The sequence below is a fragment of the Streptomyces sp. NPDC030995 genome, assembly GCF_055571215.1.
The window spans coordinates 195,820-215,048 of record NZ_JBVIFS010000004.1 but is presented as its reverse complement, the minus strand read 5'-3'; the positions used below and the strand labels follow the sequence as shown (position 1 = coordinate 215,048).

Below are 19,229 nucleotides of genomic sequence, written 5' to 3'. Positions count from 1 at the left end.
TAGCAGGCTCTCCTCCGTTTGTGCCGGCGCCCGGGTCTACGCGGGCATACCGGCTTGTACGGAGCATCGGGGGATGCACATGACCAGCGCTCCGCACCTGCTGACCGAAGACCGGCCGGAGTTCGATCGGCTCCTCGACGAGGCGCTGCGCACCGCGCAGGACCGGCCCGAACTCGCCACCCTCGGCGAACGGCTGAACGCCGAACAGCTGCGCACCATGGCCCAGGGCGCCAGCGCACTGCTGGCGGCCGCGGCCGCGGCCGAGTACGACCACTACGTGAAGGTCCGCGAGGAACGGCGCGACGAGGTCCTGTCCACGCCGGGTGCCACGGCGGACGAGTACGGCGAGCAGGGCGGCGGCGGTGGCGTGGGCGTCAGCGCCGTGGTCGCGGTCCTCGCGCCGGTCCTGGCCGGCACCGCCATGCTGATCTTCCTGCTCGTCGGCTACAGCCTGAAGATGATCGAGCCCGAACCGGCTTTCGCCCAGACCATGCTGACGGCGGGTTGGCTGTTCGGTGCGCTCACCGTGGCCGCCCTGCTCTTCGCCGTGATCGGGCTGCTGGTGACGGCCGTCCGCAACAGCGCGACCGAGGTGGCCGCGGACGAGACCGAGGCGATACCCGACGAGGTGGCGCGGGCCCGCGAGGCCTGGCGGCACGCGCTGCTGGAACGCGGCATCATTCCGTTCCTGCGGGACGCCCTGGCCGACCCGAGTGCGGGGCTGGGATATCCGACCCCCCGCACGCCAGGGGCCGGGCGCATCCCCAGCCTGGGGTACTCCCGGCCCGACTTCACCAGCCCGGGATCCCCCTCCGAAGGACCCCGGCCCGGCTACACGCCTCCGGACTTCACGAGCCCGGACTTCGGCGGCCCCGAACACCGGCCGGACTGAGGTCCGACCGGCGGCCCGGGCCGCCTGGGTTCACTGGCGGGTCACCCGGCCGGGTGCTCGCGGCGGAACTTGTCGCCCTTGGGCGCTCGGGGCTGGGCCGCCGATGGCTGGGCGGGCGCGTCCTCGACGGACCTGTTCAGCGCGGGAGCGGTCAGGGGGCCGGGGGTGATCAGGACCCACGCGTGCTGATCCATCGGCGCCGCCGTCCCGCAGTTCAGAGACGGCGTGGGGTTGCTGACGGTGCAGAAGGTCTCGAAGACCCGCCCGTCGGTCGTCGACACCTCGATGTTGGCGCCGTTGGAGTGCTCGTCGACGGCGATTCCGCACGCCACCCCGGTGGGGTAGCCCGGGTTGCGCGCGGGATTGGTCAGGTTGTGCCAGTCGAAGTTCGTCACCGACGAACCGGGGCCGGCGATCCCGCGGATTCCGACGTACGCGACCCCGTTGATCATCACCGCCTTGACCTCACGGGACGCGCTGGGCTTGTAGTTGGCGATGGCGTTGCACTGGCCGGCCGGCCCCGTGGCACCGGTCGCGCCGGTGGCACCCCTGGCGCCGTCCACACCATCGACACCATCGACGCCCGTCGCACCGGTCGCACCGGTCGCGCCGTCCGCGCCGTTCAGACCGTCCGTACCCGGAGTACCCGTGGCACCGGTCGCACCCGTGGCACCCGTGGCACCGGTCGCACCGTCCGCGCCGTTCAGACCGTCCGTACCCGGGGTACCCGTCGCACCGGTCGCACCCGTCGCACCCGTCGCGCCGTCCGCGCCGTTCAGACCGTCCGTACCCGGGGTACCCGTCGCGCCCGTCGCGCCGTCCGCGCCGTTCAGACCGTCCACACCCGGGGTACCCGTCGCACCCGTGGCACCCGTCGCGCCCGTCGCGCCGTCCGCGCCGTTCAGACCGTCCGTACCCGGAGTACCCGTGGCACCGGTCGCACCCGTCGCACCGTCCGCGCCGTCCAGACCGTCCACACCCGGGGTACCCGTCGCGCCCGTCGCGCCGTCCGCGCCGTCCAGACCGTCCGTACCCGTGGCACCGGTCGCACCCGTCGCACCGTCAGCCCCGGTCGCACCCTGCGCACCCCGCGGGCCCCGCGGGCCCGTCGGGCCCGTCGGACCCGGTTTGCCGGGGCACTCGTCGCCGCCACCAGCGCGGGGGCCGGCCTCGGGGTCCTCTCTCGGATCGTGGTTGGGGTTCTTGTTCGGATCGCAGTGGTCCCCGCCGCCCGTGGGACTCGCCACGCGGGCGGTCTTGGCCGCCTGGAGGTTCTGAGCCGTGGCGAGCACGGGGGTGGAGATTCCCGCCAGTACCAGGGCAAGTGATGCGAGGGTGCCACCCTTCACCCAGCTGCTCCGCCTGGGCAGCGGGCCCAGGGTTGACCTGGTCCTCTTCTCGGGGCTCATGTACGCCGCTCCTTCTCGAAACCGGATCGAACGATCTGCGATAGGGCCTCGGGTCAGGCTGGCCGACCCGAGTGCGGGGGCCGGGATATCCGGCTCCCCACACACCAGGGGCCGGGCGCATCCCCAGCTGGGATGCTCCCGGCCCGACCTCACCAGTCCGGGATCCCTCTCCGAGGGACCCCGGCCCGGCTACACGCCTCCGGACTTCACGAGCCCGGACTTCGGCGGCCCCGACACCAGCCGGAGTGACCTCCCCCGACCGGCCCGGGACACGTCGGTGCGGCGTGCCTGTTACTTCATCGCCTTGCCGCCCTACGCTGATCCGGGTCGCCCTCGTCAGGCTGCCGGAACGACTGAGTCCACACCCCAGTGCAGGTGAGTGCGGTCGGGTCCTGTCCGCCACCCGGGACCGCGGTGCAGGGGGTCTCGAAGATGACCCCGCCCTGGGTCAGCACCTCGATCGTGATGTCGTTGGCCTGCTGCGCGATGGAGACACCACAGGCGTCCTCCGGGTAGTTGCCCTCCGGGTTCAGGGTGAGGTCGTACCAGGTCCAGACGCCCGCGTCGTCGCCCGTGAGATCGCGTACGCCGGCATAGGTGTTCCCATCTCCCGGGATCACCGCCTTGTACTCGCGACTTGCCTGGTCCCGGACGGCGTCGATGGACCGGCAGATGGCCCCGCCGGTGGCACCCGTAGCACCAGTAGCACCCGTAGCGCCCGTCGCACCGGTCGCACCCGTGGCTCCGTCGGCCCCGGGCTCACCCTGCGGACCCCGCGGGCCCGTCGGACCCGTCGGACCCGGCTTCGGGCACTCGTCGCCGCCACCGCGGGGACCTGCCACTCTCGGATCGTAGTCGTGGTCACCGTGATCGTTGTCGTACTGCTTGCACTTGTCCCCGGCGACCGTAAGGCTCGCCACGCGCGCCGCGTCGGCCGCTTGGAGGGTCTGACCCGTGGCGAGCACGGGGCTGGAGATTCCCGCCAATACCAGGGCAAGTGATGCGAGGGTGCCACCCTTCACCCAGCTGCTCCGCCTGGGCAGCGGGCCCAGGATTGACCTGGTCCTTTTCTCGGGGCTCATGTACGCCGCTCCTTCTCGAAACCGGATCGAACGATGTGCGATGGGGCCATGGGGCCACCTCGGTCATCGTGGGGATTGGCGTCGCGAGTGGCGCGACGCCTCGCAGACAAGTCCACTTATCGGACCAGCGATGCGGCACCAATGGCCGCACGGAGATGGCGCGGGTCCGCGACCCGAGCGCGGGGCCGGGGTATTCGACCCCCCCGCACGCCAAGGAGGCCGGGCGCATCCCCAACCTGGGATACACCCGGCCCGACTTCACCAGCCCGGGAATCCCCTCCGAGGGATCCCGGCCCGGCTACACACCTCCGGACTTCACAAGCCCGGACCTCGGCGGCCCGGCCCGTGAGCCGGAGTGAGCCTCCCTAGGGGAGGCGGTTCTTCCGGGCTCCAAGCATCGACTCTCCCTTGAACTTCTTCCCCTTGAGGGACCCAGGGACCGGGGCGGTCAGTGGAGTCCACCCTTCGTCCCAGATGAAGTCGTCGCCGTTGGTGTCTCCGTGCGTCTGGAAGACCTGACCGTCGTTGGTCAGCACCTTGACGTAGGAGTTGGCGCCCTGGTCGAGGATCGAGATACCGCAGGCCCTGCCGACGGGGAATCCGGGGTTTTCCGCGGTCGTGAGGTCCGTCCAGACGGGGTTCCCTCCGGCCGTGTCCGCACGACCGACGTAGGCGATGCCGTTCGTGAGTACGGCGTTGAACGACTCCGTGGCCGACGGCGCAAAGCTGTCGATGTCGCTGCAGGGCCCGGTGGCACCGGTCGCACCCGTCGCGCCGTCCGCGCCGTTCAGACCGTCCGTACCCGGGGTACCCGTGGCACCGGTCGCACCCGTCGCACCCGTGGCACCGGTCGCACCCGTCGCGCCGTCCGCGCCGTTCAGACCGTCCGTACCCGGGGTACCGGTCGCACCCGTCGCACCGGTCGCACCGGTCGCGCCCGTCGCGCCGTCCGCGCCGTTCAGACCGTCCGTACCCGGGGTACCGGTCGCACCGGTCGCACCCGTGGCACCGGTCGCGCCCGTCGCGCCGTCCGCGCCGTTCAGACCGTCCGTACCCGGGGTACCCGTGGCACCGGTCGCACCCGTCGCACCGGTCGCGCCCGTCGCGCCGTCCGCGCCGTCCGCGCCGTCCGCACCCGGGGTACCGGTCGCACCGGTCGCACCGGTCGCACCCGTGGCACCGGTCGCTCCCGTCGCGCCGTCCGCACCCGGGGTACCCGTGGCACCGGTGGCACCTGTGGCACCCGTGGCACCCCTCGGACCGGTCGCGCCCGTGGCACCCGGCCTGCCTTGCTCGCACTTGTCGTCACCGACGGGCGCGCCGGCCTTGACGTCCGCAGTCCTCGGCTCTTCGTCCGGGCCGAAGTCCGGATCGTGGTCCGGGCCGAAGTCCGGGTCGAAGTCCGGATCGTGGTCCGGGTTCTGGTCCGGGTTCTGGTCCGGGTTGTGGTCATGCTTGTTCGGCGGGCAGTGGGGCGCACCCGCGGGGCTCGCCGCGTTGACCCTCTCGGCCGCCTGGATTGCCTGAGCCGTGGCCAGCGCGGGGCTGGCGACTCCAATCATCACCAGGGCAAGTGATGCGAGCGTGCCACCAGTCAGCCAGCTACTGCGCCTGGGCAGTGGACCGAGGGTTGACCTGGTCCTGTTGTCGGGGCTCATACCACTCCTTCTCGAAACCGGATCGAACGATGTGCGGGGGCCTCTCAGGCCACCTCGGTCATCGTGGGGAACGCAGTCGCGAGTGACGGGAGCCTCGCGGATAAGTCCGCTTATCGGACCAGTCATGCCACACCAATGGCCGCTCATACCGTGCCGGGCGCGGCCCGGTCCTCGCCCTTGCGGTCGAGCTTCCTTGCACGGCATTACGCGGATGCCTACGGTCGGCTCAAGGTCATTTTCATCACTACAGTGGATGGGAACCTTGAAATCAACGGTCTGTCTGAACATGATCGTCAAGAATGAGGCTCCGGTGATCCGGCGCTGTCTCGAATCGGTACGCCCGTTGATCGATACCTGGGTGATCGTGGACACCGGCTCGACGGACGGCACCCAGGACATCATCCGGGAATTCTTCAGTGATCTGCCCGGTGTTCTGCACGAGCGGCCGTGGAAGGGATTCGACGGCAGCCGCAACGAGGCGATCGACCTCGCCCGCCCCACCGCCGACTACCTGCTGTTCCTCGACGCCGACGACATGATGCAGGTAGAGCCCGGTTTTCGCATGCCGGAGCTGACTTCCGACGCATACCGCGTCGCCGTGCACCACCAGCCCGTCATCCACTGGCGGCCCGCTCTGGTCTCCACCCGATTGCCGTGGAAATACGTAGGCGTGCTCCACGAGTACCTCGATTGCGAAGAGCGGCACAGCCAAGGAGTCCTCGAAGGCGCCAATATCCTCATCGTCGGCGGCGGGGCGCGCCTCGGCGAAGGCGGCGAGCGGGAGAAATACCTGCGGGACGCGGAGATTCTCCGGCAAGGGCTGATCAAGGAACCCGATAACGCCCGCTACATGTTCTACCTGGCACAGAGCTGGCGCGACGCGGGAGAACCGGAGAAGTCCCTCACCACCTACGACCTCCGGGCCGGCATGGGCGGCTTCGCCGAGGAGGCCTTCTGCGCCCGGCTCTACGCGGCACGCCTCGCGGCCAGTCTCGAAAGGCCGTCGGCCGAGGTGATGGACCGCTACCTGCGCGCGCACGAGAGCCGCCCCTCACGCGCCGAGTCGCTCGGCGATCTCGCCCGCCTCTGCCGCAACAAGGGCCGCTGGCCACTGGCGTACATGTTCGCCCGGCAGGCGGTGCGGATCCCCCGGCCCGAGGACATCCTCTTCGTCGAGTTCGACTGGTACGAGTGGCGCGCGCTCGACGAACTCGCGGTCGCCGCCTACTGGGTCGGCGAGTACCAGGAGTCGCTGGACTGCTGCGAGCGCCTCCTCCAGTCGGACGAACTCCCCGAATCCCAGCGCGAGCGGATCACCGGGAACCTCGAATTCGCGCGCGCCAAGCTGGGCCCGGACTACCAGGTGGTCGCCTGACCGGCGCATGCCGGCCATCGCACGCCTGACCGCCGCACGCCGGACCGGCCCGCTCCTCCCCCCTCGGGTGCGGGCCGGTCCTGTTCGGGCGTGGCTCAGTCGGCCAGCGGCAGGTAGACCCGATTGCCCGAGGCCGCGAACTCGGCGGACTTCTCCGCCATGCCGGCCTGGATCTCATCGGCCTTCAGGTCCCCGCCGTGCTCACGGCGGATGTCCTGCGAGATCTTCATCGAGCAGAACTTCGGACCGCACATGGAGCAGAAGTGCGCGGTCTTGGCCGGCTCGGCGGGAAGGGTCTCGTCGTGGAACTCGCGGGCCGTGTCCGGGTCCAGGGCCAGGTTGAACTGGTCCTCCCAGCGGAACTCGAACCGCGCGTCCGACAGGGCGTCGTCCCACTCCTGGGCGCCCGGGTGGCCCTTGGCCAGGTCCGCGGCGTGCGCAGCGATCTTGTACGTGATGACGCCGGTCTTCACGTCGTCCCGGTTGGGCAGGCCCAGGTGCTCCTTGGGCGTGACGTAGCAGAGCATCGCGGTGCCCCACCAGGCGATCATCGCGGCGCCGATGCCCGAGGTGATGTGGTCGTAGGCGGGCGCGACGTCCGTGGTCAGCGGGCCGAGCGTGTAGAACGGCGCCTCCTCGCAGATCTCCTGCTGGAGGTCGATGTTCTCCTTGATCTTGTGCATCGGGACGTGGCCCGGGCCCTCGATCATGGTCTGGACGTTGTGGCGCTTGGCGATCGTGTTCAGCTCGCCCAGCGTCTTCAGCTCCGCGAACTGCGCCGCGTCGTTGGCGTCCGCAATGGAGCCGGGGCGCAGGCCGTCACCCAGCGAGTACGTGACGTCGTACGTCGCGAGGATGTCGCAGAGCTCCTCGAAGTTCGTGTAGAGGAAGTTCTCCTTGTGGTGCGCCAGGCACCACGCGGCCATGATCGAGCCGCCGCGCGAGACGATGCCGGTCTTGCGGCGGGCGGTCAGCGGCACGTAGGGCAGCAGCACGCCGGCGTGGACCGTCATGTAGTCGACGCCCTGCTCGGCCTGCTCGATGACCGTGTCCTTGTAGATCTCCCAGGTCAGGTCTTCGGCGCGGCCGTCGACCTTCTCCAGCGCCTGGTAGAGCGGCACGGTGCCGATCGGGACGGGGGAGTTGCGCAGCACCCACTCGCGGGTGGTGTGGATGTTGCGGCCCGTCGAGAGGTCCATGACCGTGTCGGCGCCCCACTTGGTCGCCCAGGTCATCTTGTCGACCTCCTCCTCGATGGAGGAGGTGACCGCGGAGTTGCCGATGTTGGCGTTGACCTTCACCAGGAACCGCTTGCCGATGATCATCGGCTCGATCTCGGGGTGGTTCACGTTCGCCGGAAGCACCGCGCGACCTGCGGCGATCTCCTCGCGCACGACCTCGGGGGAGACGTTCTCGCGGATCGCGACGTACTCCATCTCCGGGGTGATCTCGCCCCGGCGGGCGTACGCGAGCTGCGTGACGGCGGCGCCACCACGGCCGCGGCGGGGCTGCCGCGGGCGGCCCGGGAAGACCGCGTCGAGGTTCTTGAGCCCGCCGCGCGGCGAGGTGTGCTTGATGCCGTCGTCCTCGGGGCGCACGGGACGGCCCGCGTACTCCTCGGTGTCACCGCGCCCGATGATCCAGTTCTCGCGCAGCGGCGCGAGACCCCGGCGGACATCGGTCTCGATCGTCGGGTCGGTGTACGGACCGGACGTGTCGTAGAGCGTGACGTCCTTGCCGTTGGTGAGGTGGACCTGGCGGACCGGCACCCGGAGGTCGGGGCGGGAGCCCGCCAGGTATCCCTTGTGCCAGCCCGGCTGGCGCTCGGTCTGGCCGTCGGTGTCCTGGCTGACGGCAGGCGTGCGTGCGTCGTCCTGAATGGTCATGAGACCTGATCTCCCTACGCCGGCATTACCCGGTAACAGGTTCGGCGGTCGACGCAGCCTCTTCCCGTACGCATCGGTGATGCGCGTACGGTGATCAGCGTCCTCTCAGCCCGGTGCTCCGAGCTCCCGCGTTGTGCAAAGTAGCCCCCACGCTAGCGTCATCCATGGCGTGCTGAACAGTGGGCCCCCTCATCTCTTGCGATGATCTGCTGGTGACGCCCTCGCCGCAGCCCCCCACCGATCCCACGGAGCCCGCTGGTCACGCCGGCCACGAGCACTCAGGTCCCGGGCACTCAGGTCCCGGGCCCGCCTCCGGTCATTCCCACGGCCACGGCCATGGCCACGGTCATGGTCCGGCGGCCCCGGTCTCGAAGCACCTGCGCAAGGTCATCGCGGCCGTCTTGATCCCGTTCGCCACCGCCGTCTTCGTCGGCATGGTGGTGCTCTGGCCGGGCGGCGCCCCTGCCCACGAGCGCACGGGGGTCGGCTTCGACCGCCAGACCCAGCAGGGCAAGGTCGTCTCGCTCGCACGCGTCGACTGCAAATCGGTGAACGCCTCGCAGGTGCCGCCCACCGGGGACACCTCCACCCCCGAGGGGCGCGAGGCCCAGGCCGCGCAGACCGGCGAGTGCAAGAAGGCCACCGTCGAGATCGGCAGCGGCCCGGACAAGGGCCGCACCTTCGTGGAGATCGTCCAGCCGGGCGCGCCGCGGCAGTTGACGGACGGCCAGGAGGTGGTGGTGGCGTACGCTCCGGACGCCCCGCGCGACCTCCAGTACTCGGTGATCGACGTGAACCGCAAGCTCCCCATGGCGCTGCTGGCCGGCATCTTCGCGGTCGCCGTCGTGCTCGTCGGGCGGATGCGAGGGCTGTTCGCGCTGATCGCGCTGGTCATCAGCTTCGGCGTGCTGACCCTCTTCATCCTCCCGGCCATCCTGCAGGGTTCGAACCCGCTGGTCGTCGCGGTGATCGGCGCGAGCGCCATCATGCTCATCGCGCTCTACATGTGCCACGGCCTGACCGCCCGCACCTCGGTCGCCGTCCTCGGCACGCTCGTCTCGCTGCTGCTGATCGGGCTGCTGGGCTCGGTATTCATCGACTGGGCGTTCCTCAGCGGCAACACCGACGACAACACCGGGCTGATCCACGGGCTCTACCCGGAGATCGACATGAGCGGTTTGCTGCTCGCAGGCGTGATCATCGGATCGCTGGGCGTGCTCGACGATGTGACGGTCACCCAGACGTCGGCGGTCTGGGAACTCCACCAGGCCGACCCCTCGATGGGGCCGCGCGGGCTGTACCGGGCGGCCATCCGGATCGGGCGCGACCACATCGCCTCGGTGGTCAACACCCTGGTGCTCGCCTACGCGGGCGCCGCCCTGCCGCTGCTCCTGCTGTTCTCGATCGCGAACAGCAGTATGGGTTCGGTGGCCAACAGCGAGCTGGTGGCGGAGGAGATCGTACGGACCCTCGTGGGCTCGATCGGCCTGGTGGCCTCGGTCCCGGTGACCACGGCGCTGGCCGCGCTGGTCGTCTCCGCCGACCGGCCGGGATCCCCGGTCGCCGGGCCGGCCTCGGGGCCGGTTCGCGGCGGCCGGGGCCGGCGGCGCAAGCGCTGAACGCTTCGCGAAGGAAGGGGGCGGCGGTCCGAGGAACGGCGGGGGTCAGCCGGCGTTCTGCTCGTTCTGCCGCGAGTCGGCGAGGATCTTGCCGAGCGCCTCGTCGAGGTTCTCCTCGAAGTCGCCCAGGTTCCGCTCCTGACCGAGCGGAACGAGCCGGTCGGTGCGGTCGAGGAACGCGACGAGCGGCGCCGCGCTGGCGCGGAACAGGGCCCGGTCGCCGCCGACCTGGAGCCGGATGTGGACGTCGGACAGTTCCTCGGGGTCGGTGGGGGCGATGTGCACATCGCCGTCACCGCACGGCTTGTTGATGCCGTCGAGGAGGAGTTCCCGGCCGAACGCCCAGGTCACGGGCGCATCTCCCGGAAGGTGAAAGGTCAGGCGGACTGCGTAGGGATCACGGGCGTCGTACCGGAGTTCCACCGGAATCCGGAACGAGAGCTCCTCCGAAACGAGAAAACTCATCATGACCTCTGCCTGTACCGACTCGCGCATTGCCTACCCCGCTGTAGTGGAAGTGGCCAGGAATGTCCCCCAGGGACCTCTTGACAAGAGTGGTGGAAGCGCTAGCAGATCACAAGGAGTGAGTTTTCAGATACTGATAGAGAACGAGAGGGTGCTCAACAGCGCGCCTACTTCACTCCGTAGTCGATTGACTACATAGAGCAATCGATCTTGATCATGCAGGGGGAGAGAAATCGCCATGGTTGCGGCGGTATCGCCCGCTGTGATGGGGATGGCGGCGCAGACTGTGCCGAGCGCATATTCCTGCCGCTCGATTACTGGCTGCATTCGCCCGAGGGCCCCGATCCGGTGCTCCAGTGACCGTAGATCGCGCACGGTATAAGGGGTGATGGCCTCGACCGGGTGACGGTCGTAATAGTCCTGACGCGCCTTCTCGTCGAGCTGGCCGAGCAGGCACTGCCCGATGGCGTGCGCATGGCCGGTCGCACGGAAATCGGCCCACTCCTCGCAGGCCGGATTGGCCGGGGTGTCCGAGACACCCACGACCTCGATCTCACCCTCGCGGTAGACCGCGAAGTAGACGGGGGCCCCGACCGCGTCGCGGAAGTGCGCGAGGGAGTCGAGGATCATGCTGCGACGTTTCTGCTGGAGTCCGCCACCGGCGAGACGCCCCGCCGCGTCGCCCAGGACGAACACTCCGCTCTCCCGGCGCAGATAGCCCTCGTGCGTGAGGGTGCGCAGCAGGTGGTACGCGGTGGGAAGCGGGAGCCCGGCCTCGCGCGCCAGCTGTTTCGCCGGAGCTCCCTCGCTATGGGACCCCACTGCTTCGAGCAGCCTCAGTGCCCTCTGCACCGAACCGATCAGGGTCGGAACACCGGCATTGTGAACCGAAGCCAAAGCTCACCCCCAGGCGTGGCGGCGGACCTGTGGGGGGCCCGCCCTGCGGGGGCCGCCCCCGCGTATGCCGTGGCTCCTGGGGGTCGTACTCAGCGGCTGGTCAAGACAACCGCAGGTCAGAGCGGCATGACCGGCGTGCGGCGCCCAGGGAACGGCATAGATTGCCACTCTATCCGCCGATTCCCGAGGTGTGAGCGGTTTAGCGGCTCACGTTCCCTCACATGGCTTAATCCCGGAAGGACCCGGCCTGTCCGCTTCTGCCCCTTGCCTTCTACCACTCACCGGCGGAGGACTTAGAACCGCCGCCGCCGACCTTCTTCACCACGAAGATCAGGCCGCCGACCAGGCCGACGAAGAGGAGCAGCTTGAAGACGAACCCGATCAGCGCGCCCAGGATGCTGGTGATCACACCGCCGAAGACGAACAGCGCCAGCAGCGGAACGGCGACCCACTTAACCCACCAGGGCATGCCTGCGAATGTCTCCCGGATCCCGTTCATGTCCTCGACCTCATCTTCTTCGTCGTCGTCCGTGACTTCCTGCTTTCGATGCTAGGAGTGCACGGTCTCGGGCGGGGGCCCGCGAGCCCCCGGAGTCCCCTGATCCGCCCCTTAGGGGGATCAGGGCGCCGACCCTCACACGAGACCGCCACGCGAGCGGCCCGGTCAGCTCTCCGGCGGGGAGAACACCACCAGCACCCTCAGGTCCTCGCTGATGTGGTGGAACTTGTGCGGGACCCCGGCCGGCACGTAGACCACGCTGCCGCGCGCCACCGTGCTCGTCTCCTCCCCGACCGTGATCGAGGCCCGCCCGCTGACGACGAAGTACACCTCGTCCTGGCGGTGCGGCTGCTGCGGATCGCTCTGCCCGGCGTCGAGCGCGTAGAGCCCGACCGACATGTTCCGCTCGCGCAGGAACTGCAGATAGGCGCCGTCGTTCGCGGCCCGCTCCGCTTCGAGCTCGTCAAGCCGGAAGGCTTTCATCGTGGTTGTGCCCCTTGTGCTCGATCGTGCCGTGGCATCCGCTGATCTGCGGATGTCCCACCGGGATCTTCTCTGCCACGATCAGACACATGACGAATTTCGTAGTCAAGACGCTCGCCAACGCGGCGGCCCTGGCCGTCGCCATCTGGCTGCTCGGCGACATCACCCTGGACGACGGCAGCAGCCTGGGCCGCCGGACGCTCACCCTGATCCTGGTCGCGCTGGTCTTCGGCCTGGTCAACTTCATCGTCAAGCCGGTGGTGAAGCTGCTCTCGCTGCCGCTGTTCATCCTCACGCTCGGCCTGTTCACCCTCGTGGTGAACGCCCTGATGCTGCTGCTGACCTCCTGGCTGGCCGAGGAGCTCGACCTCAGCTTCCACGTCGACGGCTTCTGGACCGCGGTCCTCGGCGGCCTGATCATCTCCATCGTCTCGTGGGCCGTGAACATGGTCCTGCCCGACAAGGACTGAACGGGCCGCCCATGTACCGCGTGTGCTTCGTCTGCACGGGCAACATATGCCGCTCGCCCATGGCCGAGTCCGTCTTCCGCGCCCACGTCGCGGAGGCCGGACTCGACTCCCTCGTCGAGGTGGACAGCGCCGGGACCGGCGGCTGGCACGAGGGCGACGGCGCCGACCCGCGCACCGTCTCCGTCCTGGAGGCCGCCGGCTACGAGCAGGACCACCGGGCCCGGCAGTTCCGGTCCTCCTGGTTCGCCCGCCTCGACCTCGTCATCGCGCTCGACGCCGGACACCTGCGGGACCTGCGCGCGCTCGCGCCCACCCCGCAGGACGCCGCCAAGGTCCGGCTGCTGCGGTCCTACGATCCGGCGGCCGCGGCCGCGGCCGCGCAGACCGACGTACCGGACCCCTACTACGGGTCGCTCGACGGGTTCGAGGAGTGCCTGGCGCTGGTCGAGGCGGCGAGCCCCGGTCTGCTGGACGCCGTACGCGAGGCCGTGAAGGAGTACACCGCGTGAAGGAGTGCACCGCGTGAACGAGTACGCCCCCGCAGCAGCAGGGCCGACCGGGCCGACCGGGCACGGGCCCGCGGACCCGCTGGGCGACGGCACCCGGGCCGTCCGCGCCGGACTGCCCGAACCGGTCAAGAACGAGCCGCCGCTGCCCGGACCGGTCTTCGCCGCCCACTTCCACCTCCCGGGCGACGTCGAGGGCCCGTACACCTACGGCCGCGACACCAACCCCACCTGGACCCTGCTGGAACGGGCGATCGGCGAACTGGAGGCCCCCGGCCAGGACGTGTACACCGTCGTCTTCGCCTCCGGCATGGCGGCGGTCTCCGCCGTCCTGCTCTCCCAGGCGCGCACCGGTGACACCGTCGTCCTGCCCGACGACGGCTACCAGGCGCTGCCGCTGCTGCGGGAGCAGCTGGAGGCGTACGGGATCCAGGTACGCACCGCCCCGACCGGCGAGGACGCCCAGCTCGCGGTCCTCGACGGCGCCCGGCTGCTGTGGATCGAGACCCCGTCCAATCCCGGGCTCGACGTCTGCGACGTACGACGTCTCGCGGACGCCGCGCACGCCGGCGGGACCCTGGTCGCCGTCGACAACACCCTCGCCACCCCGCTCGGGCAGCGGCCCCTGGAGCTCGGGGCGGACTTCTCCGTGGCGAGCGGCACCAAGGGCCTCACCGGCCACGGCGACCTCCTGCTCGGCTACGTCGTCTGCCGCGATCCGGAACTCGCCGCCCACGTCCGGCGCTGGCGCAAGATCGTCGGTGCGATCCCGGGACCGATGGAGGCCTGGCTCGCCCACCGCTCCCTGGCCACCATCCAGTTGCGCGCGCAGCGGCAGTGGGCCAACGCGATGGCCGTCGCCGAGGCGCTGGCCGACCGCGTCGAGGTGACCGGGCTGCGCTACCCGGGCCTGGCCACGGACCCCGCCCACAAGACGGCCGCCCGCCAGATGCGGGGCTTCGGATCGGTCGTCTCCTTCACCCTGCCCGACCGCGCCCACGCGGAGCGGTTCATGGCCGCCCTGCACCTGGTCGAGGACGCCACGAGTTTCGGCGGTGTACGGTCCACCGCCGAGCGGCGCGGACGCTGGGGCGGCGACGCCGTGCCGGAGGGGTTCATCCGCTTCTCCGCCGGCGCCGAGGACACCGAGGACCTGGTCGCGGACGTCCTGCGCGCCCTTGACCGTGCGGGTGGCACGGGCTGAACGGACCCTGGAAAAGGCGGTCCGAGCCTCCCCCCTCGTGGCTCGGACCGCCCTGGGTTCCGCGCGCGAAGAACCACTCGACAAGGCTAGTTGACCCTGCGTCAGAGTCCAATCACGGTAACGACAGGAGGCCATCGGCATATTTATAGTTGTAGGCCCCCACCGAGAGGTGCCGCGATGGACCTTGCCCTGCTGCGCACCTTCGTGGCCGTCCACCGGGCCGGCTCGTTCACCCGCGCCGCCGCCCTGCTCGGACTGTCCCAGCCCGCCGTGACCTCTCAGATCCGCACCCTCGAACGCCAGTTGGGGCGCCCGCTCTTCCTGCGCCGGGCCCGCGGCGTCACCCCTACCGCCGTCGGCGACGAACTCGCCCACAAGGCCGCCCCGCACCTCGACGCCCTGCTCCGGATCACCGAGGCCGAGCGGGACGCCGCCGGCACCTTGCGCACCCTGCACGTCGCCGGACCCCCCGAGTTCCTGTGCCTGCGCGTGCTCCCCGCCCTCGCACCCCTCGTCGGCCGCGGCCACACCCTGCGCGCCACCCTGCAGACCGGCGCCGAGGCGACCCTCGACGGGCTCGCCGCCGGCCACCACGACCTCGTCGTCACCACCGCCCACCCCCGCGGGGAGCTCTTCACCGCCACCGCCCTGTGCGACGAGGAGCACGTCCTGGTCGCCGCGCCCTACTGGGCCGCCCTCGTCGACACGGACCGGTTGCGCGACGGAGGTCCCGCCGCCCTCGACGGCATCCCGGTCGTCGAGGTCCACGAGACCCTGCCGCTCGTCACCCGCTACTGGGCCGGCGTCTTCGACACCGCGCCCGACGCCAGGTCGATGGCCGCCACCGTGGTCGCACCCGATCTGCGGGCCGTACTGGAATGCGTCCTGGCCGGTGCCGGGCTCGCCGTCCTGCCCCGCTACCTGTGTCAGGACGCCCTCGACAGCGGTCGGATCGTGGCCCTGATGGAGCCTGCCGTACCGCCGCTGCGCACGTGGTTCCTGGTCGTACGCACCGGGGGCCTCGCCCTCGCCCACCTCGCCAGGGCCCGCGACCGGTTGCTGGACGCCGCCGCGCGCTGGTGAGCTTCTCTTTTCGGCCCGGGGCGCGTTTCAGAAGCGGAGCGGTGGGCCACTCTTCTCCCATGACCGAACGCCCCGTGGTCAAACGCACCGCCCGCGCGATCCTGCTCGACGGTGACGACCTGATCCTCATCAAGCGCACCAAGCCCGGCGTCGATCCGTACTGGCTCACCCCAGGCGGGGGAGTGGAGTCCTCGGACGCCACCGTCGTCGACGCCCTCCACCGAGAGGTCCACGAAGAACTCGGCGCGAAGATCACCGATGTGGTGCCCTGTTTCGTCGACACCGTCGAGCACATCGCCGACGGGGGTGTGACCGGCGTGAAGGTGCAGCACTTCTTCGTCTGCCACCTCGAATCGATGGACCCGAACCTTCGGCACGGCCCCGAAATCGACGACCCCGAGGGCGAGTACGAGATCGTCCGCGTGCCCTTCAGCCGGGTGGGCATCGCCGCCGTCCATCTCGTCCCCCTGTCCCTGCGGCACTACCTCGACGGCAACATCGAGGGTGTACGCGCCATGCACGCACCCGACCTGGGCTGATCCGGCCTGATGGGCCTTGTTCCGGCCTCGATCCGGGCTTGATCCGGCCTGATGCGAAAGACAGGCTCCAGTGGGGCCGGCGGGCAGCCCGCCGGTCTCAGCCGGCGATGCCCGCCAGCTCCTCCACCGCGTCGTGCCGGATCCGCTCGCCGGGGATCCCGATCCGCAGGAGCTCGTGGACCCCACTGCGGATCATCGCGGGCGGTCCCGAGATGAACGCGTCGTACGAGCTCCAGGGCCCGTGCTCACCGATCGCCTGTGGCAGCTGCCCGGCCAGCCCGTCGCCGACCACCGGACGCACCGACAGCCACGGATGCGAGCGCTGCAGCCCCAGCAGCGTGTCCTTGTCGTAGAGGTCGCTGTCGCTGCGCGCCCCGAAGAACACCTCCACCGGCCGCCGCTCACCGTGCTCGGCCACGTCCTCGATCAGCGCCTTGATCGGGGCGATTCCGGTGCCCCCGGCCAGGCACAGCATCCCGTTGTCCGTGGTGTGGTCCACCACCATCGACCCGGCCGGCGGCCCGAGGCGCAGCACGTCCCCGGGGCGGGCGTGGCGCACGAGCGCGTTGGAGACCCAGCCCGCGGGGACGGCCTTGACGTGGAAGGACAGCAGCCCGTCGGCGCGCGGAGCCGAGGCGAAGGAGTAGTGCCGCCACACCCGCGGCCACCACGGGGTCTCCAGACTCGCGTACTGGCCGGCCAGGAAGGCGTACGGCTGGTCGGGGCGGACCGTCAGCACCGCGATGTCCGCGGTGCGCAGGTCATGGGAGACCACCTCCGCGAGCCACCACGCCGGGGCCCTCACCTCGTCCTCAGCCGCCGCGTCGATCATGGTCTGGGAGATCACGGTGTACGCGCGCACCCACGCGGCCTCCGTCTCCGGTCCCCAGTCCTGCGCGTACCGGGCCAGCGCCCCGACGAGCGCCTCGCCCACCACCGGGTAATGACCGGCCAGGGTGCCGTACTTGCGGTGGCCGGTGCCCAGTCGCCGCAGGTAGGGGATGAGCACGGCCGGATTGTCGATGTGCTCGGCAGCGGTCAGCAGCGCCTTCAGCAGCCGGTCGCGCTGCGCGTCCATGGCGGCAGGGAACATGCCCCGCACTTCCGGATGTCCGGTGAACACCAGGGCGTAGAAGTACGAGGTCATCTTGTCGGCGACGGGTGCGATCTCCGCGAGGGTCCGGCGGATGAGCACGGCATCCGGTGAGGGCTCGGTCGCACCGCCCTCGGCGGGTATCCGGGCCGTCCCCCGTCTGGCCGATCTGGTGGGCGGAGCGTCCATGCGGTGCCTCGCTTCGAGCATCTCGGTCGGTCTGCACACTCCACGGCCTCTGAATCCGTGGTTCCGGGTTTCACAGCCTGCCAGCCGCCTCAGATGCCTGTGGGGAAATGCGGAAAATCTGCGTTTCGAACCCACTTTCCTCTTAAGATGCCTCAACTCCCGGGCGTGCCACCCCTACGAGCTGGTATGCCTCCCGCAGATCCCGGCCCTCGTAGACATGGGTCGCACGCTCCGCCAGATGAGGCCGCGCGTTGACCGCCACCGAGACCGGCACCACCTCGAAGAGCATCGCGTCGGTCACCGAATCCCCGTACGCGACGCAGTCGCTGCGGCCCACCCCGAACCGCTCGCACAGCCGGTCCGCCACGGTGACCTTGCCCTCGGGGGTCAGGATCCCGGACGCCTCCACGGGCCGGGTGAACGGCACCTCCGGGAACACCGAACCGTGCGCGGCATGCGCGCCCCACTCCAGCAGCAGCTCGACGAAGAAGGACGGCGACAAGGAGATCACCGCGCAGTAGTCCCCGCGCTCCCGGATCTCCTGCCACACGTCCCGGATCCCCGCGAGCCAGGGAGAACCGTCGAACGCCGCCCGGACATGCGCGGGCGTCAGCTCCGACCACAGCGCGTGGGCGGCCACCGAGAACTGGTGCGGACCGATCTCCTGCGCGCCGAAAGCCCGTTCCAGCGCGGCGATCTCGGCGCTCAGCCCGAGCTGGCGGGAGATCTCGACCGGCGCGGCCGAGCCGTACATCAGCGTCCCGTCGAGGTCGAAGAGGTGCAGGAGGGTCATAGCCGTCGAGGCTAGCCGTTCCGTTTGACGTGAAGCACCGTGTTTCACGTGAAACATCGACACGTTTCACGTGAAACATCGGCGGCACCCGGAGGGACCCCTGTTTCACGTGAAACATCTCCGCACATCTCCGCGCCCAAATCCTCTGGACGGGCCCCATTCGATGATCCAGTCTGAGCCGGTGACACCACCACACATCACCGATCTGCCGATCCGACCGCTGACCGTGGACGATCTACGCCGCTGTGCCGACCTGTCCGAAGACCGCGGCTGGGCCCGTGAGGACCACAGGTGGGGACTGCTGCTCGCCGCCGGAAACGGCTACGGCGTCGATGCCCCGGACGGGCGGGGACTCGCGGCCGCCTGCATCGTCACCCAGTACGGCCACAGCCATGCCGGACCGGAGCTCGCCGCCATCGGGATGGTCCTCGTCGCCGACCGCTACGCCCGTCAGGGCTTGGGCCGCCGCCTGATGACCCACGTCTGCGACGACGTGCTCAAGGGCGTCCCCCTCACCCTGTACGCCACTCCCTACGGCCGCCCCCTCTACGAGGAGCTCGGCTTCCAGACCAGGGGCAGCGCCGAGATGCTCAAGGGCGCCTTCCGGCCCGACGGCACCCCGGGAACGTACGGCGCCTCCCGGGTCCGGCCGGCCACCGCCGAGGACCTCCCGCGCATCCTGCGACTGGACGCCGAGGTCTTCGGCATCGACCGCACCCACATGATCATCCGGCTGCCGGCCTTCGCCGACCAGCTGATCGTGGCCGAGGACCCCACCGGCGACGGCACCCTCACGGGCTACGCCGCGGCCTGGCCCAACATGGAAACCCATGTCATCGGCCCGCTGGTCGCCCACGACCTCGGCACCGCCCAATCCCTGATCACCACGCTCGCCCTGGGCACCGACCGGCCGCTGCGCACCGATGTCGACGTCCGCCACGAGGAGCTCCTCGGCTGGCTCAAGGACCGCGGCCTCGACTCCATCGCCTTCAACACCGTGATGACCCGAGGCATCCCCGCACTGCCCGGCGACTGGACCCGACGCTGGGCGCCGCTCACCTTGGCCGCGGGCTGAGAGAGGAAGACC

General features: G+C 70.2%; 19 protein-coding genes. 9 read left to right on the top strand and 10 right to left on the bottom strand.

The window, feature by feature from the left end:
• Nucleotides 1-73 precede the first annotated feature (73 nt).
• Nucleotides 74-892, top strand: coding sequence for a hypothetical protein (locus ACZ45T_RS09420; protein ID WP_468439115.1), 819 nt, complete (start codon nt 74-76; stop codon nt 890-892).
• 41 nt (nt 893-933) lie between these two features.
• On the opposite strand, the gene ACZ45T_RS09415 is transcribed toward ACZ45T_RS09420, so the two are convergent.
• From ACZ45T_RS09415 to ACZ45T_RS09405, 3 genes are all read right to left on the bottom strand, one after another.
• Complete coding sequence (locus tag ACZ45T_RS09415; protein WP_468439113.1) at nt 934-2,301, bottom strand: hypothetical protein; 1,368 nt, start codon at nt 2,299-2,301, stop codon at nt 934-936.
• A 296-nt stretch (nt 2,302-2,597) separates the two neighbouring features.
• A complete protein-coding gene (locus ACZ45T_RS09410) occupies nt 2,598-3,383 on the bottom strand; it encodes a hypothetical protein (RefSeq protein ID WP_468439111.1) in 786 nt (261 codons plus the stop codon).
• 365 nt (nt 3,384-3,748) lie between these two features.
• Complete coding sequence (locus tag ACZ45T_RS09405; protein ID WP_468439403.1) at nt 3,749-4,945, bottom strand: hypothetical protein; 1,197 nt, start codon at nt 4,943-4,945, stop codon at nt 3,749-3,751.
• A 382-nt stretch (nt 4,946-5,327) separates the two neighbouring features.
• Between ACZ45T_RS09405 and ACZ45T_RS09400 the strand changes: the two genes are divergently transcribed.
• On the top strand, nt 5,328-6,416 hold the full coding sequence (locus ACZ45T_RS09400) for a glycosyltransferase (RefSeq protein WP_468439109.1): 1,089 nt from the start codon (nt 5,328-5,330) through the stop codon (nt 6,414-6,416).
• Nucleotides 6,417-6,511: 95 nt separating this feature from the next.
• Here ACZ45T_RS09400 and thiC read toward each other — a convergent pair whose 3' ends face one another.
• Nucleotides 6,512-8,302: a phosphomethylpyrimidine synthase ThiC gene (thiC, locus tag ACZ45T_RS09395; RefSeq protein WP_468439107.1), complete on the bottom strand. Its 1,791-nt coding sequence runs from the start codon at nt 8,300-8,302 to the stop codon at nt 6,512-6,514.
• A gap of 212 nt (nt 8,303-8,514) precedes the next feature.
• On the opposite strand from thiC, the gene ACZ45T_RS09390 reads away from it, so the two are divergent.
• Nucleotides 8,515-9,921 carry a YibE/F family protein gene (locus tag ACZ45T_RS09390; protein ID WP_468439105.1) on the top strand — a complete coding sequence of 469 codons (1,407 nt, stop codon included), beginning with the start codon at nt 8,515-8,517 and terminating at the stop codon, nt 9,919-9,921.
• A gap of 45 nt (nt 9,922-9,966) precedes the next feature.
• Here ACZ45T_RS09390 and ACZ45T_RS09385 read toward each other — a convergent pair whose 3' ends face one another.
• From ACZ45T_RS09385 to ACZ45T_RS09370, 4 genes are all read right to left on the bottom strand, one after another.
• Nucleotides 9,967-10,416 (bottom strand): SsgA family sporulation/cell division regulator, encoded by a 450-nt coding sequence (locus ACZ45T_RS09385; RefSeq protein ID WP_468439103.1) that lies wholly within the window; start codon nt 10,414-10,416, stop codon nt 9,967-9,969.
• A gap of 96 nt (nt 10,417-10,512) precedes the next feature.
• Nucleotides 10,513-11,283 (bottom strand): IclR family transcriptional regulator, encoded by a 771-nt coding sequence (locus ACZ45T_RS09380; protein ID WP_468439101.1) that lies wholly within the window; start codon nt 11,281-11,283, stop codon nt 10,513-10,515.
• Between the two features lie 271 nt (nt 11,284-11,554).
• Complete coding sequence (locus ACZ45T_RS09375) at nt 11,555-11,782, bottom strand: DUF5326 family protein (protein ID WP_468439099.1); 228 nt, start codon at nt 11,780-11,782, stop codon at nt 11,555-11,557.
• A gap of 165 nt (nt 11,783-11,947) precedes the next feature.
• Nucleotides 11,948-12,265 carry a cupin domain-containing protein gene (locus ACZ45T_RS09370; protein WP_468439097.1) on the bottom strand — a complete coding sequence of 106 codons (318 nt, stop codon included), beginning with the start codon at nt 12,263-12,265 and terminating at the stop codon, nt 11,948-11,950.
• 89 nt (nt 12,266-12,354) lie between these two features.
• Here ACZ45T_RS09370 and ACZ45T_RS09365 point away from each other — a divergent pair, with 89 nt between their 5' ends.
• From ACZ45T_RS09365 to ACZ45T_RS09345, 5 genes are all read left to right on the top strand, one after another.
• Nucleotides 12,355-12,735 (top strand): phage holin family protein, encoded by a 381-nt coding sequence (locus tag ACZ45T_RS09365; RefSeq protein ID WP_468439095.1) that lies wholly within the window; start codon nt 12,355-12,357, stop codon nt 12,733-12,735.
• An 11-nt stretch (nt 12,736-12,746) separates the two neighbouring features.
• Nucleotides 12,747-13,244, top strand: a complete 498-nt coding sequence (locus ACZ45T_RS09360) for a low molecular weight protein-tyrosine-phosphatase (RefSeq protein ID WP_468439093.1) — start codon at nt 12,747-12,749, stop codon at nt 13,242-13,244.
• 79 nt (nt 13,245-13,323) lie between these two features.
• Nucleotides 13,324-14,445 carry a cystathionine gamma-lyase gene (locus tag ACZ45T_RS09355; RefSeq protein WP_468439401.1) on the top strand — a complete coding sequence of 374 codons (1,122 nt, stop codon included), beginning with the start codon at nt 13,324-13,326 and terminating at the stop codon, nt 14,443-14,445.
• A 177-nt stretch (nt 14,446-14,622) separates the two neighbouring features.
• Nucleotides 14,623-15,528, top strand: coding sequence for a LysR family transcriptional regulator (locus tag ACZ45T_RS09350; protein ID WP_468439091.1), 906 nt, complete (start codon nt 14,623-14,625; stop codon nt 15,526-15,528).
• Between the two features lie 59 nt (nt 15,529-15,587).
• Nucleotides 15,588-16,067: an NUDIX domain-containing protein gene (locus tag ACZ45T_RS09345; RefSeq protein ID WP_468439089.1), complete on the top strand. Its 480-nt coding sequence runs from the start codon at nt 15,588-15,590 to the stop codon at nt 16,065-16,067.
• 97 nt (nt 16,068-16,164) lie between these two features.
• On the opposite strand, the gene ACZ45T_RS09340 is transcribed toward ACZ45T_RS09345, so the two are convergent.
• Nucleotides 16,165-17,370, bottom strand: coding sequence for a globin domain-containing protein (locus ACZ45T_RS09340; protein ID WP_468439087.1), 1,206 nt, complete (start codon nt 17,368-17,370; stop codon nt 16,165-16,167).
• 121 nt (nt 17,371-17,491) lie between these two features.
• Entirely contained in the window at nt 17,492-18,142 is a 651-nt protein-coding gene (locus ACZ45T_RS09335) for an HAD family hydrolase (protein WP_468439085.1), read from the bottom strand.
• A 181-nt stretch (nt 18,143-18,323) separates the two neighbouring features.
• Between ACZ45T_RS09335 and ACZ45T_RS09330 the strand changes: the two genes are divergently transcribed.
• Nucleotides 18,324-19,217, top strand: coding sequence for a GNAT family N-acetyltransferase (locus ACZ45T_RS09330; protein WP_468439083.1), 894 nt, complete (start codon nt 18,324-18,326; stop codon nt 19,215-19,217).
• Nucleotides 19,218-19,229 lie beyond the last annotated feature (12 nt).

Bases quoted from the DNA above. Each gene is read 5' to 3' on its own strand.
- ACZ45T_RS09405 (WP_468439403.1), bottom strand. From the start codon at position 4,945: ATGATTGGAGTCGCCAGCCCCGCGCTGGCCACGGCTCAGGCAATCCAG.
- ACZ45T_RS09360 (WP_468439093.1), top strand. From the start codon at position 12,747: ATGTACCGCGTGTGCTTCGTCTGCACGGGCAACATATGCCGCTCGCCC.
- ACZ45T_RS09345 (WP_468439089.1), top strand. From the start codon at position 15,588: ATGACCGAACGCCCCGTGGTCAAACGCACCGCCCGCGCGATCCTGCTC.
- ACZ45T_RS09365 (WP_468439095.1), top strand. From the start codon at position 12,355: ATGACGAATTTCGTAGTCAAGACGCTCGCCAACGCGGCGGCCCTGGCC.
- ACZ45T_RS09420 (WP_468439115.1), top strand. From the start codon at position 74: ATGCACATGACCAGCGCTCCGCACCTGCTGACCGAAGACCGGCCGGAG.
- ACZ45T_RS09370 (WP_468439097.1), bottom strand. From the start codon at position 12,265: ATGAAAGCCTTCCGGCTTGACGAGCTCGAAGCGGAGCGGGCCGCGAAC.
- ACZ45T_RS09375 (WP_468439099.1), bottom strand. From the start codon at position 11,782: ATGAACGGGATCCGGGAGACATTCGCAGGCATGCCCTGGTGGGTTAAG.
- ACZ45T_RS09385 (WP_468439103.1), bottom strand. From the start codon at position 10,416: ATGCGCGAGTCGGTACAGGCAGAGGTCATGATGAGTTTTCTCGTTTCG.
- ACZ45T_RS09410 (WP_468439111.1), bottom strand. From the start codon at position 3,383: ATGAGCCCCGAGAAAAGGACCAGGTCAATCCTGGGCCCGCTGCCCAGG.
- ACZ45T_RS09335 (WP_468439085.1), bottom strand. From the start codon at position 18,142: ATGACCCTCCTGCACCTCTTCGACCTCGACGGGACGCTGATGTACGGC.
- thiC (WP_468439107.1), bottom strand. From the start codon at position 8,302: ATGACCATTCAGGACGACGCACGCACGCCTGCCGTCAGCCAGGACACC.
- ACZ45T_RS09400 (WP_468439109.1), top strand. From the start codon at position 5,328: ATGATCGTCAAGAATGAGGCTCCGGTGATCCGGCGCTGTCTCGAATCG.
- ACZ45T_RS09415 (WP_468439113.1), bottom strand. From the start codon at position 2,301: ATGAGCCCCGAGAAGAGGACCAGGTCAACCCTGGGCCCGCTGCCCAGG.
- ACZ45T_RS09340 (WP_468439087.1), bottom strand. From the start codon at position 17,370: ATGCTCGAAGCGAGGCACCGCATGGACGCTCCGCCCACCAGATCGGCC.
- ACZ45T_RS09350 (WP_468439091.1), top strand. From the start codon at position 14,623: ATGGACCTTGCCCTGCTGCGCACCTTCGTGGCCGTCCACCGGGCCGGC.